Here is a 21,834-nt window from a genome sequence, read left to right as displayed (position 1 = left end):
CTTCATTGGTGAACTGCAAATGTAGCTGCGACAGTTAATTGAATTCAAGTTGCCACCCTACCGCTTGCCAGTAGTTTTGCTCCGTTTGTAAATCAGCGGAGAGAAGCCGGTTTTGTTCTAACCAATCTACTTGCTCACAACTCACAGTCCAAATGTCGTCGACAATAGTCAGCTTTAGAGGTAATAACTCATCATTGCGCTGCCCATTAACGATAATGGCGAGTCGTAGGATTCGTATTAAACCGAGAATATGTTTTCTCTTAAACAGGCTAAACTCAGGGAGCTCTTGTAACTTGAGTGATTTTCTTTGATAGCGAGCCAGTGTCGCTAAAATGCGTTGCTGTTCACTGTTAAAACCTGGCATATTGGTGTGCGTGAGTATGTAACTTGAATGCTTATGGAAGGCTTGATAACTGATACTGAGTCCAACCTCGTGAAGTAGAGCACTCCACTCGAGCAAACTAAACAAATCACTTTTCTTTTTAAGATTGAGCTGCTCATGAGTTTGATTTAAAAACTCGACTGCCTGGCCGCGAACTTTGGCGGCATGTTCAAGATCGACAAAATGTTTGGCGGCTAAATTTTCAGTGGTTCGCATACGGATATCAGAGCGTTGGAAACGCTCCTCCATTTCATAGAGCAAACCTTCACGAAGAGCGCCAGCTGAAAAGTGCATTTCACGAATTTTCAAACTTTCAAAGAGCGCAGTTAATATCGCTACGCCTGCGGCAAACACTGGCTTCCTTTCGTCCGTTAGTCCAGTTAAGTTGATGTCATCAAGAGTGTTAAATTCACATAAGGTATCGATAAGTTTATACAAACGTTTATGGGTGACTAAACCATCTTCATGTCCTAAACCGATTAAGACTTCCCTTATTGCCTTAATAGTTCCAGAGGAGCCTAATGCAACTTCCCAACCTTTCTTTTTATATCGAACCGATAATGCTTCGAGTCTTTGCTGAGCAGATAAAATAGCTTTGGAGAAATTTTTAGCGGAGAGTTTTCCGTTGGCAAAAAACTTAGTGGTATAACTCACGCAGCCCATCTGAGTGCTATTTAGTAACACAGGTTCGAAAGCCTTACCTATGATGAGCTCGGTACTACCACCACCAATATCAATCACCAGTTTTGAATTTGACTCGGTTTGAGTGTGCGCAACGCCGGTATAGATTAGGCGTGCTTCTTCTTCACCAGGGATGACTTCAATAGGAAAGGGAAGAATGTCGCGAGCGCGTTGCAAAAAGATATGGGTATTATTGGCGATACGCAGCGTGTGGGTTGCGGCAATACGAACGTTTTCTGGCTCAAAACCTTGTAGGCGCTCAGCAAACATGGCAAGGCATTCTAATCCTCGTTCAATCGCAGCATTGTCGAGATTCTGTTGAGCGTCCAACCCAGAGGCTAATCTCACTCGCTGTTTATGGCGACTTACTAACTGTAGATCTTGATCCACTACCTTAGCGACAACCATGTGAAAGCTGTTCGAACCTAAATCGATAGCGGCGACATTTTTTATACTACTGTCCTTGGTCTGGCTCATTATTGATCAGTTGCTCTTTGGTTTTTCTTGTTTGTTTCTCTACCTTTTTAAGATAGTCGTAAATAGCCATTTGTGAGCGTACTTTCTTACGGTTACCGCGCGGTACGTAGCTGTTGCTCATTTCTTTGTCTATCCAACGTGCCTTCATGGTATCAGTAAAGTGAAGGTTAATAATGTCGATAATTCGCTGTTTTAAACGAGTGTCACGCACTGGAGCGGCGACTTCAATACGATGGTCTATGTTGCGAGTCATCCAGTCGGCAGATGAGATATAGACTTGAGGGTCGCCATTGTTATGAGCAATGATGACGCGAGGGTGTTCTAAGAAGCGATCAACAATGCTGATAATTTTTATGTTATCGCTCACTCCTTCAACACCGGGAACTAGAGAGCACATGCCGCGGATAATCATTTGGATTTTAACCCCTGCATTGCTCGCGCCGTAGAGTTTGTTGATCAGCCCCTTATCGACTAAATTGTTAATTTTTAAAGTGAGTTTACCTTTCTTGCCCGCCTTAGCATTGGCGATTTCAGTATCAATGAGTCGGTAGAGTTGTTTACGCGAGTTACGTGGGGAGACGATGAGATAGTTAAACTTCACTGGGCGATAAGGGTTTTCGATATAGCCGAAAACGTTACGAACTTCATTCGCGATCTCTTGATCGGCAGTTAGCAAAGAAAAGTCGGTATAGATACGAGCATTCTTCTCATGAAAGTTCCCAGTGCCAATGTGAGCGTAGCGGGTAATCTCGCCCTCTTCTCGGCGACTTATCAGCAGTAACTTAGCGTGTATTTTTAGCCCCGGAGCACCAAAGATCACTTGTACCCCGTTTTCGGTGAGCACTCTAGACCATTCAATGTTGGCTTCTTCGTCAAACCGAGCCTGTAGCTCAACCACTACTGTGACATTTTTCCCGTTGTGTACGGCGTCAATCAATGAGTTCATCAAACGGGAGTCTTTCGCCACTCTATATACATTGATTTTGATACCAATGACCTTAGGGTCAAACGAGGCTTGACGCACTAACTCAGTAATATGATCGAAGGTGTGATAGGGGAAATGGAGCAAAATATCTTGAGCGCGTATGGCCTCAAACTGGTTGTCGTAGCCATCGAAATCGGTACAACGCATTGGAGGTAGTGGTTTGTTTTCTAGGTATTCACGTCCAACATTTGGAAAGCCGATAAAGTCTTTAAAGTTATGGTAGCGACCACCGGGAATTAGGCTATCGTAGTTAGAAATGCCTAGTTTGCTGCACAAGGTATTTAGCATTTCTTCGGGCATATCACGCTCGTAAACAAAGCGTACGGGCATGGCGGTCAGTCGTTGATTGACACTCTCAGACATTTGTTCGAGCAGGCTGTGTTCTACTTCGAGACTCAAGTCGTACTCCGCATCCCTCGTCATTTTCATCGCATAGCCATTAAGCTCATCGTAATCAAAGAACCCGCGGAATATATCGTCAAGACAATAACGAATGATGTTGTCGAGCAGAATGATGGTTTTACGGCGTTTACCTTTCTGTTCAGGAACCATGACAAAACGGGGTAAGTGATCAGTAGGGATCTCTAAGATCGCATACTGAGAACTCTGCTCTTTTTGCATATCGACAACGATATAGGCGTACTCATCCTTAAGAAACTGCAGTACGTTGATGTCTTCTCCAAGCATAAAAGGTGTTAAGTGAGGCAACACTTCATTTCTAAAGTATTTCTTTACCCACTTTTGTTGCGTGTCACTTAGCTGAGTTTCATTAACTAGGAAGATTCGACGACGAGCCATCTCTAAAATCAGCTCGTTGTAGAGTTCATCAAATCGCAAATTAAGCTTGAGTGCCTTACTTTGCATCTTACCCAGTAGATGTTTGGAGTTGTCGTTTATACCACTTTCTTGGTTAATGAGGATGCGACGTTTTACGTCAGAGAAACGAACTTTGTAAAACTCATCGAGGTTGTTAGAGAAAATCCCTAAAAAGCGGATGCGTTCAATCAGTGGGACGGTCTTGTCTGCGGCTTCTTGCAGCACTCGCTCGTTAAAAGAGAGCCAACTAAGTTCTTTTTCGATATAGAGTTTTTCCGCGCTCATTTACCTAACCACCAACATTCTGGACTCATTGTTGTCAATGAGTGACATATAAGACTAATCTAATCGTGAACCTTATTGATTTTATATGACATTTTTATTTCAAATAGCGTGCGACTTGACACATTTCATTATTTTCAGCACGTTAGATGGCATGTAATATAACTGTCATCTAAACGACATAAAATATTGGGGCACGTCATGCATTCTAGTAACTCGTCCCAGAACCCTTAACGGGTAATATCTCGTAAGATTCTAACCGTCACCAAAGAGACAAATGTAGATTATGGCAACAGCCAATTTTTCGTTACAAACCAAAGATCGTAAAAGACTGGTAAAGGACCGTTTGGTTCGCTGGATCGTGTCTTTTGGCGGTTTGAGTGTATTGGCGAGTTTGATCTTTATCTTTGTCTATTTGGCTTATGTGACGTTCCCACTGTTCTCTGATGCCAAGGTATCATGGTCACAAGGGGTTGAGTTAAGTATAGATAAACCTATCGTCTATAGCGCGATCGACGACCACGGCACTCGAGCTGCTTTTGTGACAACGGATGGCGTGGTGGTTGAGCAATCTTTAGTCTCAGGTCAACAAACAACACGTCAACTTCCTATTAGTACCTCAATGCTTAAGACGGTTAATAATGACCAGTTACTCATTGTTGATTCTGATCAGAGACTCGCCTTAGTTCAGCCTAAATTTAAATGGCAATCAGAAAAAGGACAAAGTGATCTAGAACTTAAGTTGCCAGGTCGTGCTGATTGGATGCCCACTCATGGCAGCGTCATATCATTGGTAACAGCAACCAGCAATGCTCGTGGTATAGCTTTTGCTATGGTAGATAGTCGTGGCTTAGTCCATTTGATTTGGCAGCCAACGAGTTCAGATACGCAGGATTCTTCCGATTCGAAAACAGTGCAAACTCTCTCTACTCTTGCACCTTTAGACTCTGCCGATGAAATATTGCTAACTCCAGATGCGCAAACGGTTTATGTGCGAAGTGGTAATGAACTTGCTGTGATCAACAGAGGGGCCGAGCATCTCGTGGTTCGTGAGCTGGTGGACTTAACTGCAGTGAATAAGGCCAAAGTCACGGGGCTCAAATTGTTGTCTGGCGCTCACTCCTTACTGGTGGAGTATGATAATCAGCAAGTTTGGCAGTGGTTTGATGTGGTGAAACAAGACGCTAGGCACTTAACTGCTATTCGTTCCTTTAATTTTGACGCACCTTTAACAGCTTTACTTCCAGAAAATTTAACGAAAGGGTTCATAACCGTCCTAGCTGACGGAAGCCTACAAAGTAATTACACCACTAGTGAACGCGTTGTATTCACCAGTAGCCTGCCGAGTAAGAGCCTGGTAAGCGTCTCTGCGCTTTCTTATAACAATCAGTATGCATTGGTATTGTCCGGCGGTACGACCTACTTAGGGCATATTGATAATCCGCATCCAGAAATTTCGTTGTCGGCACTGTTTGGCAAAGTGTGGTATGAGAGTTACCCAGAGCCTGAATTCGTTTGGCAAACTACTGCTGCTTCTGATGAGTTTGAAGGTAAGTACAGTCTTGTGCCTATTGCCTTTGGTACTATTAAAGCTGCGATGTTCGCTATGTTGTTTGCGGTACCGATTGCGGTGCTGGGTGCGATCTATACGGCGTATTTTATGTCATCTAGTATGCGTAAAGTCGTTAAGCCAACCATTGAACTGATGGAGGCGTTGCCTACCGTTATCATTGGTTTTCTCGCCGGTCTTTGGTTTGCGCCGATAGTAGAAACGCATTTACCAGCGGTACTTCTGCTTCTACTAACTCTACCAACAATTTGTCTATTGGCTGGTGTTGTTTGGTACATCCTGCCACGTCAATACACCAGTAAACTACCCAGTGGATTACATCCGTTTACGCTAATTCCTGTCATCATTGTTGCGATGTACCTTGCCATGACGTACTCCACTGACATGGAGGTGTTGTTTTTTAATGGTGATGCGCGAGTTTTTCTTGCTCAACATGGCATTGATTTTGACCAAAGAAATGCTCTAGTTGTGGGCTTTGCAATGGGATTTGCTGTGATTCCTACCATCTTTACGATTGCTGAAGACGCGATCTTTTCTGTGCCGAAGCATCTTTCCGATGGTTCATTGGCACTAGGTGCAACTCAGTGGCAAACCTTAGTGTATGTTGTGCTACTCACCGCAAGTCCAGGGATTTTCTCGGCAGTAATGATGGGATTGGGTCGAGCAGTAGGCGAGACAATGATCGTTTTGATGGCGACGGGCAACACACCAATATTGGATTGGAATATTTTTGAGGGCATGAGAACACTTTCTGCCACCATGGCTGTGGAGCTCCCTGAATCTGAGGTTGGAAGCAGCCACTATCGTTTGTTGTTTTTAATCGCGTTGATTTTGTTTAGTTTTACTTTTGTTGTGAATTCACTGGCTGAGTGGGTTAGACAAAGACTGCGGGAGAAATACAGTGCGCTGTAGAATGTGGAAGGAGCCTTACCATGTTTAAGTGGCTCAAATCTGGCGCACCTTGGGTTTGGCTAACAGGTGGTGCCGTTAGCATCAGCTTAATATCCGTCCTCGGTCTTTTGCTATTGATTGGTTGGAAAGGGCTCACTTATTTTTGGCCCGCTCCGCTTTATCAATGGCAAGATGACAACGGCAAAGCTTTAATTGGGCAGATTTACTCAAAGACTTGGGTTCCTACCCATAACATTCCTGATGCCGATAAGTTGTTACCGACTGAGGTGCTGGCTGCGGGGAAAGTAGAGCGTCTGAGTATTAAAGTCGCGAATCGAGACTTATATGGTGTCGATTTTGTTTCTTTGCTCTCACCACAACTTAAGTTGCAAACGACACCTGCCGATCTTGTCGTTTTAGAGAGAACACGTGGTGGTGACTTCTTTGGGAAAATTATCGCTCTAAAGACGCCCGATGGCGCAATTACTACGGATCTTAACACTCTGCTGAAGCTCGAAATTCAGCAGGTGAAACTGACTCGAGAGCAAATAGATGACACGATTCAGCGTAAAATACGTGGCTTGAATCATCAATTGGAAGCATTACGGCTAAAGCAGCGCCGAGACTCACTTAATGGAGAGCTGTCAGAGGAGCTTACTCACCGTTATGAGCAACAAGTCAGTATTATTCACCAGCAGCTAAACCAAAGTGAAGGGGAGCTGGATGCATTGCGTAACGAGCTGAGCAGCAAAACGCTCATTGTTGAAGATATGCGTGGTGAGAAAGTTGAGATTGGGTTAAATCGGATCCTTGATTTCTGGTATCCGAACAACATGTCTTTTGCCGATAAGTTAGTACATTGGAGTGGACAAGTCTGGAAGTTCCTCTCTGATGATCCACGAGAGTCAAATTCTGAAGGCGGGGTGTTCCCAGCCATTTTCGGCACTGTTCTGTTGGTTATCATTATGTCGATAATGGTGATGCCGTTAGGGGTGCTAGTTGCGGTTTATCTACATGAATATGCTGAAAATAATGCTCTCACACGAATGATACGGGTAGGGGTGATTAACCTAGCGGGGGTACCTTCCATTGTATACGGTGTGTTTGGTTTAGGCTTTTTCGTCTATACCATTGGTGGCTCAATTGATTCGCTGTTCTATGCTGAGCGATTACCTGCACCAACGTTTGGTACTCCGGGGCTATTGTGGTCGGCATTAACTCTTGCGATTCTTACATTGCCAGTAGTGATCGTTGCAACAGAGGAAGGGCTGAATAGAATTCCGGTGTCCGCCAGACATGGGTCACTAGCTTTAGGAGCAACGCAATCCGAAACGCTTTGGCGTATTGTATTGCCTATGGCGAGCCCTGCAATCATCACTGGGCTGATCCTTGCAGTCGCGAGAGCCGCGGGAGAGGTTGCGCCTCTAATGTTGGTTGGGGTGGTAAAACTAGCATCAAGCTTGCCTATTGATTCGCAGTTTCCCTTTTTGCATCTAGAGCGTAAATTTATGCACCTTGGTTTTCATATCTATGACGTGGGCTTTCAAACCTCGAATATTGAAGCCGCACGACCGTTAGTCTATGCCACCTCTTTCTTGTTGGTAACGGTGGTCGTTGGGCTAAACTTAACAGCAATCGCCATACGAAATAACCTGCGCGAAAAATATCGAACATTAGGACAAGATTAATCATGTTTTCTATCAATCAAACGTTGGGCTATCCCACTCCTTTAGATGTTAACAATCTAAGTGATGAGCAAACCGCCATTGCGATAGAAAACTTGAATCTGTTTTATCGCGATAAACAAGCTCTAGACGACGTATCTATGCGGATTCCAAAAGGGCAAGTGACCGCATTTATCGGACCGTCTGGCTGTGGTAAATCGACTCTGCTTCGCTGTATCAACCGAATGAATGATCTAATTGAAGGTTGCACGGTGACAGGCAAAGTGAAATTGCATGGAGGTAATGTTTATCATCCGGATGTGGACGTCGCGACTTTGCGAAGACGAGTTGGGATGGTGTTTCAGCGTCCGAATCCATTTCCAAAGTCTATATATGAGAATGTGGTGTATGGATTGCGGCTTCAAGGAATTAAGAACAGCCGTAATCTCGATGATGCGGTAGAGCGAGCATTGCGCTCTGCGGCGCTCTGGGATGAAGTGAAAGACAGATTACACGAGAATGCATTTGGGCTGTCAGGTGGACAACAACAGCGACTGGTGATTGCTCGAGCCATCGCCATCGAACCCGAAGTATTGCTGTTGGATGAGCCAACGTCGGCGCTTGATCCTATTTCAACATTGACCATCGAAGAGCTCATTAATGATCTTAAAACCAAGTACACGGTTGTGATCGTAACGCATAACATGCAGCAGGCAGCGCGAGTTAGTGATCACACTGCCTTTATTCACCTCGGAAAATTGGTAGAGTATGCGGATACTGATACTATATTTACCTCACCGATTGAAAAACAAACCGAAGACTATATTACCGGTCGCTACGGTTAATTAAGGAAGTTGTTGGACATGCACTTTGGTCGTCATATCTCTGGTCAATTTAATGCCGAATTAGAATCGATACGCACTCACGTGTTAACAATGGGAGGGCTGGTCGAGCAGCAGCTATCCTTTGCGATGCAGGCGTTGCACAAAGACGACCTTGAGTTGGCCAAAAAAGTGGTCAGGGACGATCACAAAGTGAATGCGATGGAAGTCTCCATTGACGAGGCATGTACGCGAATTATTGCTAAACGCCAGCCAACGGCTAAAGATCTCCGCTTAGTGATGGCAATCATCAAAACGATAACGGATCTTGAACGTATCGGCGATGTAGCGACTCGAATTGCTCGCGTGGCTATAGAGCAACCATCAACGAAACAACAGAAATTTCATGTCTCTTTAGAGCCGCTATGCCGACAAGCCATCACTATGTTGCATCAAGTGCTTGATGCATTTGCTCGTATGGATGTCGATGCTGCTGCCGAAGTCTATAAATTAGATGACAAGCTGGATGCAGAGTATGAAGCAGTGGTTCGTCAGTTGATGACGTATATGATGGAAGACCCGAAGAACATTCCTAACATTCTTCAGGTCATGTGGTCAGCTCGAGCCATTGAGCGGGTAGGTGATCGTTGCCAGAATATTTGTGAATACATCATTTACTTCGTGAAGGGTAAAGATGTTCGTCACCTAGACGAGAAAGCCATTAACGACATTCTTTAGTTGGGCAGTTTAAAAACGCCCAATCACACCGAAGTTTAAGGTCATATTCGAGCCTACTGGGATATAGGTGTCCTGTGAGTTGAATACGTCATAATCGAAACCTGTCTTTAAACCAAAGCTTGAGTTGAGCATATAAACATAACTTGCTCCAATGCTTAAGCCTAAGGAACTGCGACTGCTCGTTTCACTATCACGGCTATCACGACCGTAATAATCGGCTAGACCAAATTCAGCCTGCAAGCCATGGTCCTGTTTATGTCCAAACATGTGTTGCAAACCTAGGCGATAAGAGTCAATGCGCTCGTCGTAACGGTTAGTGTTATAGGTCTTGCGTCCATAGCTAAAAAATACAGCATCCATACCTAGTGTGTCCGCTACACCTAACTGAATACCAGCACCGTTGTATATGCCGATTTTCACATCAGGAGACACATGGAACGTTTGAGCTGATGTTGTGAAAGAAAGAGTAGCGATTAGAGGTAACAATAGCTTTTTCATCAAGCACCTTTATAGAACAGTAAAAGTGCGCTGATGTTAGCTGTCGCTATGCCGTATGGCTAAGAAGAGTCGCTTATAGTTATCATTAGTCCTGATTATTGATATGTTGCAGTATCTTTTCGCGGAGTATTCCTTCTAGCCATTTGGCTTTTGGTGAATGGCGATTTTTATTATGGACATAGGCATACAGACCTTTGGTATAAGGCTGTTCGCTAAGTTCAACTCTTAATGCCCTTAGCTGCTTGCTGTGTTGACTTGGTAATAGGTTTGAATGTGGTAATAGCATATCTGTTGACGATACCACATCAATGATTGCTAACACGACCTCAGAACGAAAGCCTACTTTTGCTTCATATCCGTGCTGTTCTAGTATTTGAGCGGCAAAGCTAAAATTGTCATTCCACCCAGGAGAGATGAGTGATGCAATCTCATATTTAGCTGCATCATGAGGAGTTATGACAGTACTCTTGAGAGGGTGGTCTTGGCGCACATAAACCCGAGCTTCCATGTCGGCTAACTTCTCTCTAGCAATCTCTTTCGAGATACTATCTAAGTCATAGTGCATACCGAGAAACACATCACCATTACGAAGTTGCTCTGGGGTTTGCTGGGTCCAACTGGTGAGTTCTAAGTTTAGGTTTGGTGCTTGCTTTCTAAGTTCTATAAACAGAGAGCCCGCCAAACAAGATAATACTATCGGCGCCAAAGCGATTTTTATTGTTCCTTCAAGCTCACTTGGCGAAAAGTCGGAAAGCTGTTCTAAAGAGGCTTCGAGTCCATCTAAATAAGGGGCAATCTTTTCCTCTACTTGAAGAGCAAATGGTGTTGGCTCTAGCCCGCCCTGTACTTTGACGAAGAGTTCGTCATCCAAGTGAAATCGCAGCTTTTGCAGAGCTTGACTGATTGCAGGCTGAGTTACAAATAAGCGCTCGGCGGTTTTACGGGCATTGCGCTCTTGCAACAGAACTCGAAACGTTCTGAGTAGGTTCAAATCGAGCTTTTGAAATAAATTCGCTGACGTTTTCATAAATCCCTAGGAGAAAGTGGTGCGAGATTGAAGGAAGCCTCAAAACAGTCGGCTTCTTCTATGGAACTTTGGTTAAAAGCACAAGCTTTATAATGAGTTTAGCACTTTCGCTACCGCTCGAATTTTATCACTGCTTGTCACAGGAATGGCAAAGTCATCCACATCATCACTGCCCATTTTTGCATCGTCAGCAATGAAATGCATCCTGCTTTTTCTAGTTGATTTGCCTGAAAGGTGGACTTCAGAAACGTGACTGGTGGCGATGATCTTAGCGACATTATCAGCATTGACTCCAGCTCCGGCCATCAATTCTATGCGTCCATTTGCCAAAGCTGACAGCTTGGCGAGCATATCGCTACCGTCTAGTGCATTTGAGGCCAGTCCGGATGTGAGTATTCGCTCACACCCTAATGCGATCACATCCTCCAAAGCCTGTTCGGGATGTTTGCATTGGTCGAAGGCTCGATGGAAGGTGACGCCCAGCTGTAACTCATGAGCCAGTTTTACTAAGCGGATAGAGCGAGGCATATCGATGTTGCCATCTTTATCAAGTAGACCTAAAACGATGCCTTGAGCACCATATTTAGCGGCCGTGCGCACGTCTTCTGCCATGATTTCAACATCGTCACAATCATAGAGGAAATCACCTTGTCTAGGACGAATCATGACGTAGATAGGAATAGAAGAAGATTGGACAGCTTGTTTAATGAGGCCTGCGTTCGGGGTTAGTCCCCCTAACGCCAAAGATGAGCATAGCTCAATCCGCGTAGCACCACCTGCAATAGCCAGTGGCAGGGACTCGATATTGTCGATACAGACTTCAAGTTGGTAGTTCATAAGGTCTCTCAGTAACTATACTGGGTATCAATATATCTCTGCTTTTGAATTCTGAAAATAGAAAAAGCCCGAGTCGTGACTCGGGCTTTAATTTTTTGGCTAACTCGTTTCTTCTTCAATGATTGGCTGCGTTTTTCGCTTTATATTTATCCAACCATCAACCCTGATTGAGCGCAGGGTGAAGGTATCGAATTATTTAGACAGGTCGTCTGCGTGCTCAGATAGGAACGCTGCAACACCTTTTGGAGATGCGTCCATACCAGCTTTACCTTCTTCCCATTGTGCAGGACATACTTCGCCGTGCTTCTGGTGGAAGTTTAGAGCGTCAACCATACGTAGCATTTCGTCGATGTTACGGCCTAGAGGTAGGTCGTTAACTACTTGGTGACGTACAAGACCGTCTTCGTCGATTAGGAAAGAACCACGGAAAGCAACGCCTGCTTCTGGGTGCTCTACGTCGTACGCTTGGCAGATTTCGTGTTTAACGTCTGCAACTAGAGGGTACTTAACTTGACCAATACCGCCATCTTCGATAGCAGTGTTACGCCATGCGTTGTGAGAGAACTGAGAATCGATAGAAACACCGATAACTTCACAACCTTTAGCTTGGAAATCAGCAAGACGGTTGTCGAATGCGATCAGTTCAGATGGGCAAACGAAAGTGAAGTCTAGTGGGTAGAAGAATACAACTGCTTTTTTGCCTTTAGTGAACTCAGCAAAGTTAAAGTTCTCAACGATATCACCGTTACCTAGAACAGCTGCTGCAGTAAAGTCTGGGGCTTGACGACCAACTAGTACCATTTTTTTGCTCCTAAATAGAGTTTAATTCAAACCATTTTTGGTTTGGTCCGTGTTTGTGCGAGACAAACTATAGTACACATTGTAGTATTGAAAAAAGCGAAATTAATAGATTAATTCCATCGAAAAAAGCGATGAAGCAGTAATGCCGATTCCTTTTTTGATATTGGTCCAAAAACAGGCAGTTACCATGAATAAATGGCCCAGTTTAAAGCAGCTTCATTACTTGGTTACTCTGCATGAGACGCGACACTTTAGTGAAGCCGCAGAGCGCTGTTTCGTCAGTCAGTCTACGTTAAGCAAGGGGATTCAGAACCTAGAAGAACTGATAGGCTGTCCTCTCTATGAAAAGAAAGATAAGAAAAGTCCGTTAGTCTTTACCCAAGCTGGTGAAATGGTGGTTTCACAAGGACGAGAGCTCCTAGCAAAGGGACAAGACCTGATTGAGTTAGGCAACTTGTGTCAAGGTGATGCGATGCAGGGGCAGTTGAAGCTTGGTTGTATCCCTACAATAGCGCCATTTTTACTGTGTGATTTAGTTCAGGAAGTGAACGCGCGTTACCCTCAGCTTAATCTTTTACTCAGAGAAGATACTACCGCGAACTTACTCGCCGCGCTGAGACATGGTGAATTGGACGTTCTCATTTTGGCGCTCCCGATGGACATCGGCAATATGGACAGCTGCATTGTTGGACATGACCCGTTCAAGATGGTTATCAGCCGTAATCAAGCGGACAGAATTCGTGTCCCTATCAAATATGATGATCTACCGGATGAATCGGTTTTCTTGTTAGAAAATGAACACTGTTTAACAGAGCATGCGGTTTCTGCGTGCAAGCTGACTGAGAAAGAGAAAATCAATCCATTTAGCGCAACAAGCTTACATACTTTAGTTCAAATGGTTGCTAATGGATTGGGGACTACATTTATTCCTCAGATGGCGATCGAGCATGGTCTATTGGAGAACCAAAACCTTATTGTCGTTGAGCCTCCGGGGCAGCAAGCTTATCGTGATATTGGTTTAGTTTGGCGACCAAGTTCATCTCGACGTGACTCATTTCTTCAATTGGCGGATGTGGTTTCAGAATTACTTTAGTTTTCAAACTATTCTGCATAAAAGAGAACGGCTAGTGAAAGACACCACTTTTGATGTCTTTTTTGTTAAATTACTCTAAATGCCTAGGTTAGTGTGTAAAAAAACACAGTTTAATTTTCACAAAATCTTTCAATCAAATCCTGCGCTTCACAGTGTCAATTTCACACTGTCAAATTGAAGAGGTGTGCGGTCGTTATCTAGACATCTTAATGATAACGAGGTGTACCTAGCAATGTTCCTACTTTCGCTATAACCATGTAAGAAATAATGGTTGCCATTTTATGTAATTAAATTACGTAATAAGCTACATTATTTGCACTTTATCAATGATTGTTATTAAGAGTACAAAGTGTCGAATTTTCGAAAAAGGCATATTTAGAGTTGATACTCCAAGTTGGCTTAGGTATTGTATTTGTATGTTTTCAGTGGAAGATAAGACTTGGTAATGAATCATTTATTTGACTCATTTTGCCACAATGAACATAAAGTTTGTTGACCGTTTCTGTAACTACTTTTGTTTTAAACTTTCAAGTGAGATGAGAGTAAGTGCAGTCAGTGGCTTATCTTAGTGATAAAGAGCCCCAGCTGTGATCGTTTGATTGTCTCTCGTAGTGTTTAAGCGTTCTCATAATGAGTTATCACATTATTGAAAAACAGAAGCTTAACGCTTCGACTGGTTTTGAGCACTGCCTCAGTAGTTCAGTAATGGCTACTGAATGTCGGTAAGTTTGAGCGGCGCAAGCCGCTCCCTTTTTTTGACTGTTACGCGTCTAGTACTTCCGAATCGCTACTCTCTTCAACTTCGTCCGGCTCGACTTCTTCTTGAAGTTCTAGCAAGTTAATCGCAATCGCGACAAAATCACTGTCAGTAATAATGCCAACTAGTTGTTTATTTTTCACAACAGGTAGGCATCCCACTTTGTGTTTTTGCATGTAGAGTGCACTTTCTTTTAATCCGGCTCTTGGTTCCACCGTCATAATATTACTGTGCATGAGTTCACTCAATGGGGTGGATAATGTGTAAGACTGGTCGCTTGGGATTTTTTGTAGGATGGATTCTTGTGCCGCCAAAACATCACGTTGAGAAACAATGCCGAGCAAATGACGTTCTGCATCAACGATAGGTATATGCCTGATATCGAGTGCTTCCATCGTATGTTTAGCATCGGCTAGGGAGTGAGACCGCAATAGGGTGTGAGGGTTGCGAGTCATCATATCTTCGACCTTAATCATAGGGCCTCCAACTCGTTCTGATTGTGTACTTTAACTATAGAATTTTTCATGGATTAAGTCTGAGACAGGCGTCGTTTTTTGTAGCGCCAGTCACAAAATAAACTTACTGATAATAAGGTTAAATTGTGTGCCCTAAAAACACAGCATTTACGTTGGGTAATGACGGTTCAGCTTGCTATTCCAACGGGTCACTTTATACTATGCGGCTGCGAATTTTTTCGCCGTTTTTGTCGCTTAATATAGAAGATTGGTGTTATGCAAGTTTCAGATTTTCATTTTGATTTACCAGATGAGCTTATCGCTCGCTACCCTAAAGCCGAAAGAAGCTCAAGCCGACTGCTTCAGCTAACCGGAAATACTGGTGAAGTCGTAGATGGAAGCTTCACTGATATTGTTGACCAAGTACAGCCGGGCGATTTGCTCGTGTTCAATAATACTCGCGTGATTCCAGCACGAATGTTTGGACGTAAAGCGTCAGGCGGTAAAATTGAAGTACTTGTCGAACGTATGCTTGATGACAAGCGTGTCTTAGCTCATGTTCGATCTTCTAAAGCTCCAAAACCAGGTACAGAACTGTTTCTTGGAGAGAATGATGAATACCAAGCGTTGATGGTTGCTCGTCACGACGCACTTTTTGAGATTGAAATGCAATCTGAGAAGACGGTTCTTGATATTCTTAATGATATTGGCCACATGCCATTACCTCCTTATATCGATCGTCCAGATGAGGATGCCGATAAAGAACGTTACCAGACCGTTTACAACGAGAAACCCGGTGCGGTTGCTGCTCCTACCGCTGGTCTGCACTTTGATGATGCTGTACTTGAGAAAATCAAAGCCAAGGGCGTAAACTTTGCCTATGTGACTCTGCATGTTGGTGCAGGTACTTTCCAACCTGTGCGAGTTGAAAATATCAACGACCATCATATGCATGCGGAATACGTTGAAGTGTCGCAAGAGGTCGTAGACGCGATCAATGAAACCAAAGCAAACGGTGGCCGAATTATTGCGGTCGGTACAACATCCGTTCGTTCTTTAGAAAGCGCTGCGCAAGATGCGCTGAAAAACGGCACCGAGCTAGTGCCATTTTTTGGTGATACAGAAATCTTTATTTTCCCGGGATATGAGTATCAGCTGGTGGATTGCTTAGTCACCAATTTCCACCTTCCTGAGTCCACACTCATCATGCTGGTCAGTGCCTTTGCGGGTTACGATAATGTGATGAGTGCATACCACCACGCTGTAGAACAGAAGTACCGTTTCTTTAGCTATGGTGATGCGATGTTCATTACCAAAAAGACCGCTTAATATTTTTATTTCACTCAAGGAGCCAGTGGAATACGGTAAGGATTACCAACTTCACTAGTCGCTTGGCTAGTGCATTCAAGTGCGACAAGCTACGCTTGTTAGTGCGTTTTAAGATTGAGTCAGACTGTGTCTCTGGCAATGTGGAGGCTTCGTGAAATTACAATACGAACTAAAAAAGAAAAATGGCCACGCTCGTCGTGGTCAATTGACGTTTGAACGCGGGACGGTACAAACGCCAGCGTTTATGCCTGTTGGTACTTACGGTACTGTGAAAGGTATGACACCAGAAGAAGTAAAAGGCACTGGAGCTGAAATTCTTCTAGGTAACACTTTCCACCTTTGGTTGCGCCCAGGTCAAGAAATCATGAAGATGCACGGCGACTTGCATGACTTCATGAACTGGCATGGCCCAATCCTTACCGATTCAGGCGGCTTCCAAGTATTTAGCCTTGGGGATATTCGCAAAATCACTGAAGAAGGTGTGCATTTCCGTAACCCAGTAAACGGTGACAAGATTTTCATGGATGCTGAAAAATCGATGGAAATCCAGAAAGATCTTGGCTCTGATGTGGTGATGATTTTTGACGAATGTACGCCATACCCAGCGACCCATGCTGAAGCGAAAAAATCGATGGAAATGTCATTGCGCTGGGCACAACGTTCTCGCGATCATTTCGACAAGCTTGAGAACCCTAACTCGTTGTTTGGTATTGTCCAAGGTAGTGTGTACGAAGATCTACGTGATGTGTCTGTTGAAGGCTTAACTAATATTGGCTTCGACGGTTATGCGGTTGGTGGTCTTGCTGTTGGTGAGCCAAAAGAAGACATGCACCGTGTATTAGAGCATACAACGCCTAAACTACCTGAAGACAAACCTCGCTATCTAATGGGTGTAGGTAAACCTGAAGATTTAGTTGAAGGTGTTCGCCGTGGTATCGATATGTTCGATTGCGTAATGCCGACTCGAAATGCACGTAATGGACATCTATTTGTAACCGGTGGCATTGTTAAGATCCGTAATGCAACGAACAAGACGGATACAGGTCCATTGGATGAGCATTGTGATTGCTACACCTGTAAAAATTACTCTAAAGCGTATCTGCATCATTTAGATCGCTGTAATGAGATCTTAGGCGCTCGCTTAAACACGATTCACAACCTACGCTACTACCAACGTCTGATGGAAAGCATCCGCACTGCGATTGATGAAGACCGTTTTGATGAGTTTGTAGAAGAGTTTTATGCACGACGCAATCGCGAAGTGCCGCCACTAGATATGAAATAGTTGGCTAAATAAACGGCTATCCCTGCAATTGGTACCAAATCCTAGCTCTCGGTCACATTTTTTATGTGTTTAAGTCGCTATGAAACATTGAGTTACCGTTTGCTTCTTGAAAAGATAGGGGGATAGCCCAATTTTGGATATGTATTTACATTAAAGAGGATGTTTTCCGATGAGTTTGATTTCTGCAGCTCACGCAGCTGAAGCGGCACCACAAGGTGGCGGTTTTGAAATGCTAATTATGCTTGGCATGTTTGCGGTAATTTTCTATTTCATGATTTACCGCCCACAAGCTAAGCGTGCTAAAGAGCATAAAAACCTAATGGCTTCTATGGGTAAGGGTGATGAAGTCCTAACTAATGGCGGTCTAATTGGTAAGATCACTAAAATTGCTGAAGACAACGACTACATTGCTATCGCTCTTAACGACAACAATGAAGTAGTTATCAAGAAAGACTTCGTTACTGCAGTGCTACCAAAAGGTACGCTAAAGTCTCTATAAAAACAGCTAAAGGATCCTCGCTGTGCTAAACCGTTATCCTTTGTGGAAGTACCTGATGGTGGTGTTTGCCATCGCCATCGCAGCTTTGTATGCACTTCCCAATCTATACGGTGAAGATCCGGCTATTCAAATTACAGGGGCGCGTGGCGCCTCTGTTGATATGTCGACGCTGGATACTGTCACCAAAGCTCTTGAAGAAGAGCAACTTTCTCGTAAGTCCATTGCTTTAGAAAATGGCTCCATTCTTGTTCGTTTCAACGATACTGATACTCAAATCAGTGCGCGTGACGTAATCAGCCAAGCTTTAGGTAAAGATTCCATTGTTGCATTGAACCTAGCGCCAGCTACGCCAAACTGGCTAGAGTCGATCGGTGCAAACCCAATGAAATTAGGCTTGGACCTTCGTGGTGGTGTTCACTTCTTGATGGAAGTGGATATGGACGCTGCGATGGAAAAGCTGGTGGGTCAGCAAGAAGAAGCATTTCGTAGTGAGCTTCGTGAAGACCGAATTCGCTACCGCTCCATTCGTCCATCGGGCAAAGATGGTGTTGAAGTACTACTTCGTGACGCTGAACAACTCGCGGAAGCAAAAGCGGTGCTAACCACGAAACACCCAGACATGGACTTCTTTGATTCTGACTCAAATGGTCGTTTCGCACTCGTAGCGCGTTTTAAAGAAACTCGTCTACAAGAGATTCGTAACTATGCTGTTGAGCAGAACATCACCATTTTACGTAACCGTGTAAACGAACTGGGTGTGGCTGAACCTCTGGTTCAACGTCAAGGTGCTAGCCGTATTGTAGTTGAACTTCCAGGTGTACAAGATACTGCTCGAGCTAAAGAGATTCTTGGTGCAACGGCAACGCTAGAGTTTCGTGAAGTAGACAGCTCAGCTGATCTTGCAGCGGCTGCTAATGGTCGAGCGCCAGCGGGTAGTGAAATCAAGCAAGACCGTGACGGTCGTCCTGTGGTGTTGAAGAAGCGCGTTATTCTCGGCGGTGCGAGCATTACCGATGCAAGTTCAAGTGCTGATGAATATGGTCGCCCACAAGTTAACATCTCGCTAGATAGCGAAGGTGGTAACAAAATGGCGGCGTTCTCACGTCAGAATATTGGTAAGCTGATGGCAACGGTTTTCGCTGAGTATAAAGACAGCGGCAAGCGCACACCTGAAGGCAAAGTTATCCTTGATAAGCATGAAGAAGTCATTAACCAAGCGACGATTCAATCGGCACTTGGTCGCAACTTCCGCATCACTGGTATCGATTCTGCTGCCGAAGCTCACAACTTAGCTCTGCTATTGCGTGCCGGTGCTCTGATTGCACCTATTTCGATTGTTGAAGAGCGTACCATTGGTCCATCAATGGGTCAGCAAAACATTGATATGGGCATTAAGGCATGTATTACAGGTATGATCGCCGTAATGCTATTCACCTTGGTCTATTACCGTCGATTTGGCCTATTTGCCAATATGGCGTTAATGGCTAACATCGTATTGATCGTTGGTGTGATGTCCATGATACCGGGTGCAACGATGACGTTACCAGGTATTGCAGGTATCGTACTTACCGTAGGTATGGCGGTTGATGCTAACGTTCTGATATTTGAGCGGATACGTGAAGAGCTAAAAGAGGGACGTAACCCTCAACAAGCGATTCACCAAGGTTATGCCAATGCGTTTAGTACCATCGCTGATGCGAACATTACCACGCTAATTACCGCGATTATTCTATTCGCAGTAGGTACCGGAGCAATCAAAGGCTTCGCGGTAACGCTGTCGATTGGTATTATCACTTCAATGTTTACTGCCATCATTGGTACACGATGCCTCGTGAACCTTGTGTACGGTGGTAAGCGCATCAACAAGTTGTCGATCTAAGGGTTAGTTATGTTTCAGATATTGAAAGCAGACAAAACGATCGACTTTATGCGTTGGTCTAAAGCGGCATTTGCCTTGTCGCTCGTGATGATAGGTGCTGCCATCTTTACTCTGTCAACCAAATGGTTGAACTGGGGTCTAGACTTTACTGGCGGTACGTTGATTGAAGTTGGCTTTGAGCAACCAGCTAATCTTGAGCAAGTTCGTTCGGCTCTAGATGCGAAAGGCTTCGGTGATGCAACGGTTCAGAACTTTGGTTCATCTCGTGATGTCATGGTTCGTCTCCGTCCGCGTGAAGATGTACAAGCGGAAGCACTAGGTAACCAGATTTTGGACGCGATTAAACAAGGTACGGGCGAAAGCGTTGAAATGCGCCGTATCGAGTTTGTTGGTCCGAACGTGGGTGATGAGCTGACCGAAGCGGGCGGTTTAGCGATCCTAGTATCGTTAATCTGTATCTTGATCTATGTATCTGTACGATTCGAATGGCGCTTAGCGGCAGGTGCGGTACTAGCACTCGCGCACGACGTTATAATTACGTTGGGTATTTTCTCTTTGATGCAAATCGAAGTCGACCTTACCATTGTTGCGGCACTGCTTACCGTAGTCGGTTACTCGCTCAATGATACGATCGTTGTTTTCGACCGTATTCGAGAAAACTTCCGTAAGATGCGTAATGGTGAGCCAGCTGACATTATGAACAGCTCAATCACTCAAACGTTAAGCCGTACTTTGATTACGTCTGGTACTACATTATTCGTAGTTATCGCACTCTTTACTCAAGGTGGTGCGATGATTCACGGGTTCGCAACAGCCTTGCTGTTAGGTATTACCGTTGGTACTTATTCTTCAATCTATGTTGCATCGGCTCTGGCTCTGAAACTGGGTATCCAGAAAGAGCACTTAATGCCACCGCAGATTGAGAAAGAAGGTGCAGAGTTTGATGAAATGCCTTAAGGCATCGAATTAGACTTCAAGTGCGTCGTCATCCCCACACAGGCGTGACTCACGGATGACGAAAGCATCATCCTAAATCGCAAAAGCCACTCTATCGAGTGGCTTTTTTTGTCTGTCATAAATGGATGACAGTAACTGTCTCACTGCATCGAAAACGCTAAAAAAAAATCCCGACCAATGGCCGGGATTTCAAATTCAGCTGTGACGGGCTGTGAGTCTTAAGCTAATTACTTAAGGATAGCTTCGTTACCATTCTCGCGAATGATTTTAAGCATGCTCTTAGCACCACGTGCACTTGCAGCAACAACGTTACCAGACTTCATGTACTCAGTACCGCCTGAAAAATCAGTCACGATAGCGCCAGCTTCACGTGCGATAAGTTCACCTGCAGCCATGTCCCATGGTTTTAGGCCTAGTTCGAAGAAGCCGTCTAGACGACCTGCACCTACGTAGCAAAGATCAAGAGCAGCAGAACCTGCGCGGCGGAAGTCTGCACATTCGACAAACATTGCTGACATGATCTTGAAATAGCTTTCAGAGTGCTGTTTCTGCTTCGAAGGAAAACCTGTACCGATAATAGTACCTTTTAGGTCTTTTAGTGTGTTAACACGGATTCGAGCGTTGTTTAATTGAGCGCCAGCACCGCGTTGTGCAGTGAATAGCTCGTTTAGCATTGGATCGTATACGCACGCAACTTCAGTTTTACCCTTAATGCGAACCGCAATAGATACTGAGAAGTGTGGAATACCTTTAACGAAGTTATTAGTGCCATCCAGTGGGTCGATGATCCATTGTACGTCGCTATCTTTACCTTCAATCATGCCACCTTCTTCAGCGATGATGCTGTGGTCAGGGTAAGATGTTTGAATAGTATGGATAATGAGTGCTTCAGCTTCTTTGTCTACGTTAGTAACAAAGTCATTAGTGCCTTTCTGTACCGACTCGATCTTGTCAGTGTTTTCTAGTGATTTAGCAATATGGTTGCCCGCTTTACGCGCAGCGCGTATAGCGATATTTAGCATTGGATGCATACGAATTTTCCCAACGGATGTTAAAGAACAAAAAGCGGCGGCGAGTATACCAAAGTTTTGGCAAAAAGGAAGTGGTTAT

Annotated in this window: 18 protein-coding genes; 10 read left to right on the top strand and 8 right to left on the bottom strand. The window is 44.3% G+C overall.

From position 1 onward, the window contains the following. Positions 1-34: 34 nt before the first annotated feature. Both ppx and ppk1 read right to left on the bottom strand, forming a co-directional pair. Positions 35-1,540: an exopolyphosphatase gene (gene ppx, locus JKJ11_RS13885; RefSeq protein ID WP_252038348.1), complete on the bottom strand. Its 1,506-nt coding sequence runs from the start codon at positions 1,538-1,540 to the stop codon at positions 35-37. After that, on the bottom strand, positions 1,518-3,626 hold the full coding sequence (gene ppk1 / locus JKJ11_RS13880) for a polyphosphate kinase 1 (RefSeq protein WP_006074786.1): 2,109 nt from the start codon (positions 3,624-3,626) through the stop codon (positions 1,518-1,520). Before ppk1 ends, ppx begins: the two co-directional genes overlap by 23 nt. A 283-nt stretch (positions 3,627-3,909) precedes the next feature. Here ppk1 and JKJ11_RS13875 point away from each other — a divergent pair, with 283 nt between their 5' ends. Genes JKJ11_RS13875 through phoU form a run of 4 tightly spaced genes read left to right on the top strand, consistent with a single transcriptional unit; the run spans position 3,910 to position 9,307 of the window. Further along, the gene (locus JKJ11_RS13875) at positions 3,910-6,105 is read left to right on the top strand and encodes an ABC transporter permease subunit (RefSeq protein WP_252038347.1); all 2,196 of its coding nucleotides are present in this window, start codon (positions 3,910-3,912) and stop codon (positions 6,103-6,105) included. A 20-nt stretch (positions 6,106-6,125) separates the two neighbouring features. Beyond that, on the top strand, positions 6,126-7,772 hold the full coding sequence (pstA, locus tag JKJ11_RS13870) for a phosphate ABC transporter permease PstA (protein ID WP_252038346.1): 1,647 nt from the start codon (positions 6,126-6,128) through the stop codon (positions 7,770-7,772). A 2-nt stretch (positions 7,773-7,774) separates the two neighbouring features. Further along, a complete protein-coding gene (gene pstB, locus JKJ11_RS13865) occupies positions 7,775-8,593 on the top strand; it encodes a phosphate ABC transporter ATP-binding protein PstB (RefSeq protein WP_006074789.1) in 819 nt (272 codons plus the stop codon). A gap of 18 nt (positions 8,594-8,611) precedes the next feature. Continuing rightward, positions 8,612-9,307: a phosphate signaling complex protein PhoU gene (phoU, locus tag JKJ11_RS13860; RefSeq protein WP_006074790.1), complete on the top strand. Its 696-nt coding sequence runs from the start codon at positions 8,612-8,614 to the stop codon at positions 9,305-9,307. Positions 9,308-9,316: 9 nt separating this feature from the next. On the opposite strand, the gene JKJ11_RS13855 is transcribed toward phoU, so the two are convergent. The 4 genes from JKJ11_RS13855 to JKJ11_RS13840 all read right to left on the bottom strand — a co-directional run bounded on the left by JKJ11_RS13855 (position 9,317) and on the right by JKJ11_RS13840 (position 12,470). Beyond that, the gene (locus tag JKJ11_RS13855; RefSeq protein WP_252038345.1) at positions 9,317-9,805 is read right to left on the bottom strand and encodes a hypothetical protein; all 489 of its coding nucleotides are present in this window, start codon (positions 9,803-9,805) and stop codon (positions 9,317-9,319) included. Between the two features lie 85 nt (positions 9,806-9,890). Further along, positions 9,891-10,832, bottom strand: a complete 942-nt coding sequence (locus tag JKJ11_RS13850; protein ID WP_252038344.1) for a LysR family transcriptional regulator — start codon at positions 10,830-10,832, stop codon at positions 9,891-9,893. Between the two features lie 87 nt (positions 10,833-10,919). Continuing rightward, entirely contained in the window at positions 10,920-11,669 is a 750-nt protein-coding gene (locus JKJ11_RS13845; protein WP_252038343.1) for a copper homeostasis protein CutC, read from the bottom strand. A 192-nt stretch (positions 11,670-11,861) separates the two neighbouring features. Then, a complete protein-coding gene (locus tag JKJ11_RS13840) occupies positions 11,862-12,470 on the bottom strand; it encodes a peroxiredoxin (RefSeq protein WP_006074794.1) in 609 nt (202 codons plus the stop codon). A 187-nt stretch (positions 12,471-12,657) separates the two neighbouring features. Here JKJ11_RS13840 and JKJ11_RS13835 point away from each other — a divergent pair, with 187 nt between their 5' ends. Further along, positions 12,658-13,563, top strand: a complete 906-nt coding sequence (locus tag JKJ11_RS13835) for a hydrogen peroxide-inducible genes activator (RefSeq protein WP_006074795.1) — start codon at positions 12,658-12,660, stop codon at positions 13,561-13,563. Positions 13,564-14,325: 762 nt separating this feature from the next. Here the strand turns inward: JKJ11_RS13835 and JKJ11_RS13830 are convergent. After that, positions 14,326-14,796 carry a CBS domain-containing protein gene (locus tag JKJ11_RS13830; RefSeq protein ID WP_198558220.1) on the bottom strand — a complete coding sequence of 157 codons (471 nt, stop codon included), beginning with the start codon at positions 14,794-14,796 and terminating at the stop codon, positions 14,326-14,328. Between the two features lie 255 nt (positions 14,797-15,051). Here JKJ11_RS13830 and queA point away from each other — a divergent pair, with 255 nt between their 5' ends. The 5 genes from queA (at position 15,052) to secF (ending at position 20,724) form a co-directional block, all read left to right on the top strand. Next, positions 15,052-16,104: a tRNA preQ1(34) S-adenosylmethionine ribosyltransferase-isomerase QueA gene (gene queA / locus JKJ11_RS13825; RefSeq protein ID WP_252038342.1), complete on the top strand. Its 1,053-nt coding sequence runs from the start codon at positions 15,052-15,054 to the stop codon at positions 16,102-16,104. Positions 16,105-16,255: 151 nt separating this feature from the next. Beyond that, positions 16,256-17,389 (top strand): tRNA guanosine(34) transglycosylase Tgt, encoded by a 1,134-nt coding sequence (gene tgt / locus JKJ11_RS13820; protein ID WP_006074798.1) that lies wholly within the window; start codon positions 16,256-16,258, stop codon positions 17,387-17,389. Positions 17,390-17,558: 169 nt separating this feature from the next. After that, complete coding sequence (gene yajC, locus JKJ11_RS13815; protein WP_006074799.1) at positions 17,559-17,888, top strand: preprotein translocase subunit YajC; 330 nt, start codon at positions 17,559-17,561, stop codon at positions 17,886-17,888. Between the two features lie 22 nt (positions 17,889-17,910). Then, positions 17,911-19,767, top strand: coding sequence for a protein translocase subunit SecD (gene secD / locus JKJ11_RS13810; RefSeq protein WP_006074800.1), 1,857 nt, complete (start codon positions 17,911-17,913; stop codon positions 19,765-19,767). A 9-nt stretch (positions 19,768-19,776) separates the two neighbouring features. Continuing rightward, complete coding sequence (secF, locus tag JKJ11_RS13805) at positions 19,777-20,724, top strand: protein translocase subunit SecF (protein WP_038227970.1); 948 nt, start codon at positions 19,777-19,779, stop codon at positions 20,722-20,724. 227 nt (positions 20,725-20,951) lie between these two features. On the opposite strand, the gene suhB is transcribed toward secF, so the two are convergent. Beyond that, positions 20,952-21,755 carry an inositol-1-monophosphatase gene (gene suhB, locus JKJ11_RS13800; RefSeq protein ID WP_031493748.1) on the bottom strand — a complete coding sequence of 268 codons (804 nt, stop codon included), beginning with the start codon at positions 21,753-21,755 and terminating at the stop codon, positions 20,952-20,954. Positions 21,756-21,834: the final 79 nt, after the last annotated feature.

Origin of the sequence: Vibrio sp. SCSIO 43133 (genome assembly GCF_023716845.1) — a bacterium.
In the GTDB taxonomy this organism is placed as follows: Bacteria; Pseudomonadota; Gammaproteobacteria; order Enterobacterales; family Vibrionaceae; genus Vibrio; species Vibrio mediterranei.
The sequence above is the reverse complement of the archived record's forward strand: the minus strand, read 5'-3'. Positions and strand labels throughout refer to the sequence as shown.

Excerpts from the sequence above, each read along its gene's own strand:
- JKJ11_RS13830 (WP_198558220.1), bottom strand. The coding sequence starts at position 14,796 with ATGATTAAGGTCGAAGATATGATGACTCGCAACCCTCACACCCTATTG.
- ppx (WP_252038348.1), bottom strand. The coding sequence starts at position 1,540 with ATGAGCCAGACCAAGGACAGTAGTATAAAAAATGTCGCCGCTATCGAT.
- JKJ11_RS13835 (WP_006074795.1), top strand. The coding sequence starts at position 12,658 with ATGAATAAATGGCCCAGTTTAAAGCAGCTTCATTACTTGGTTACTCTG.
- phoU (WP_006074790.1), top strand. The coding sequence starts at position 8,612 with ATGCACTTTGGTCGTCATATCTCTGGTCAATTTAATGCCGAATTAGAA.
- queA (WP_252038342.1), top strand. The coding sequence starts at position 15,052 with ATGCAAGTTTCAGATTTTCATTTTGATTTACCAGATGAGCTTATCGCT.
- JKJ11_RS13850 (WP_252038344.1), bottom strand. The coding sequence starts at position 10,832 with ATGAAAACGTCAGCGAATTTATTTCAAAAGCTCGATTTGAACCTACTC.
- JKJ11_RS13875 (WP_252038347.1), top strand. The coding sequence starts at position 3,910 with ATGGCAACAGCCAATTTTTCGTTACAAACCAAAGATCGTAAAAGACTG.
- ppk1 (WP_006074786.1), bottom strand. The coding sequence starts at position 3,626 with ATGAGCGCGGAAAAACTCTATATCGAAAAAGAACTTAGTTGGCTCTCT.
- pstB (WP_006074789.1), top strand. The coding sequence starts at position 7,775 with ATGTTTTCTATCAATCAAACGTTGGGCTATCCCACTCCTTTAGATGTT.
- secF (WP_038227970.1), top strand. The coding sequence starts at position 19,777 with ATGTTTCAGATATTGAAAGCAGACAAAACGATCGACTTTATGCGTTGG.
- suhB (WP_031493748.1), bottom strand. The coding sequence starts at position 21,755 with ATGCATCCAATGCTAAATATCGCTATACGCGCTGCGCGTAAAGCGGGC.
- JKJ11_RS13840 (WP_006074794.1), bottom strand. The coding sequence starts at position 12,470 with ATGGTACTAGTTGGTCGTCAAGCCCCAGACTTTACTGCAGCAGCTGTT.
- yajC (WP_006074799.1), top strand. The coding sequence starts at position 17,559 with ATGAGTTTGATTTCTGCAGCTCACGCAGCTGAAGCGGCACCACAAGGT.
- pstA (WP_252038346.1), top strand. The coding sequence starts at position 6,126 with ATGTTTAAGTGGCTCAAATCTGGCGCACCTTGGGTTTGGCTAACAGGT.
- JKJ11_RS13845 (WP_252038343.1), bottom strand. The coding sequence starts at position 11,669 with ATGAACTACCAACTTGAAGTCTGTATCGACAATATCGAGTCCCTGCCA.
- JKJ11_RS13855 (WP_252038345.1), bottom strand. The coding sequence starts at position 9,805 with ATGAAAAAGCTATTGTTACCTCTAATCGCTACTCTTTCTTTCACAACA.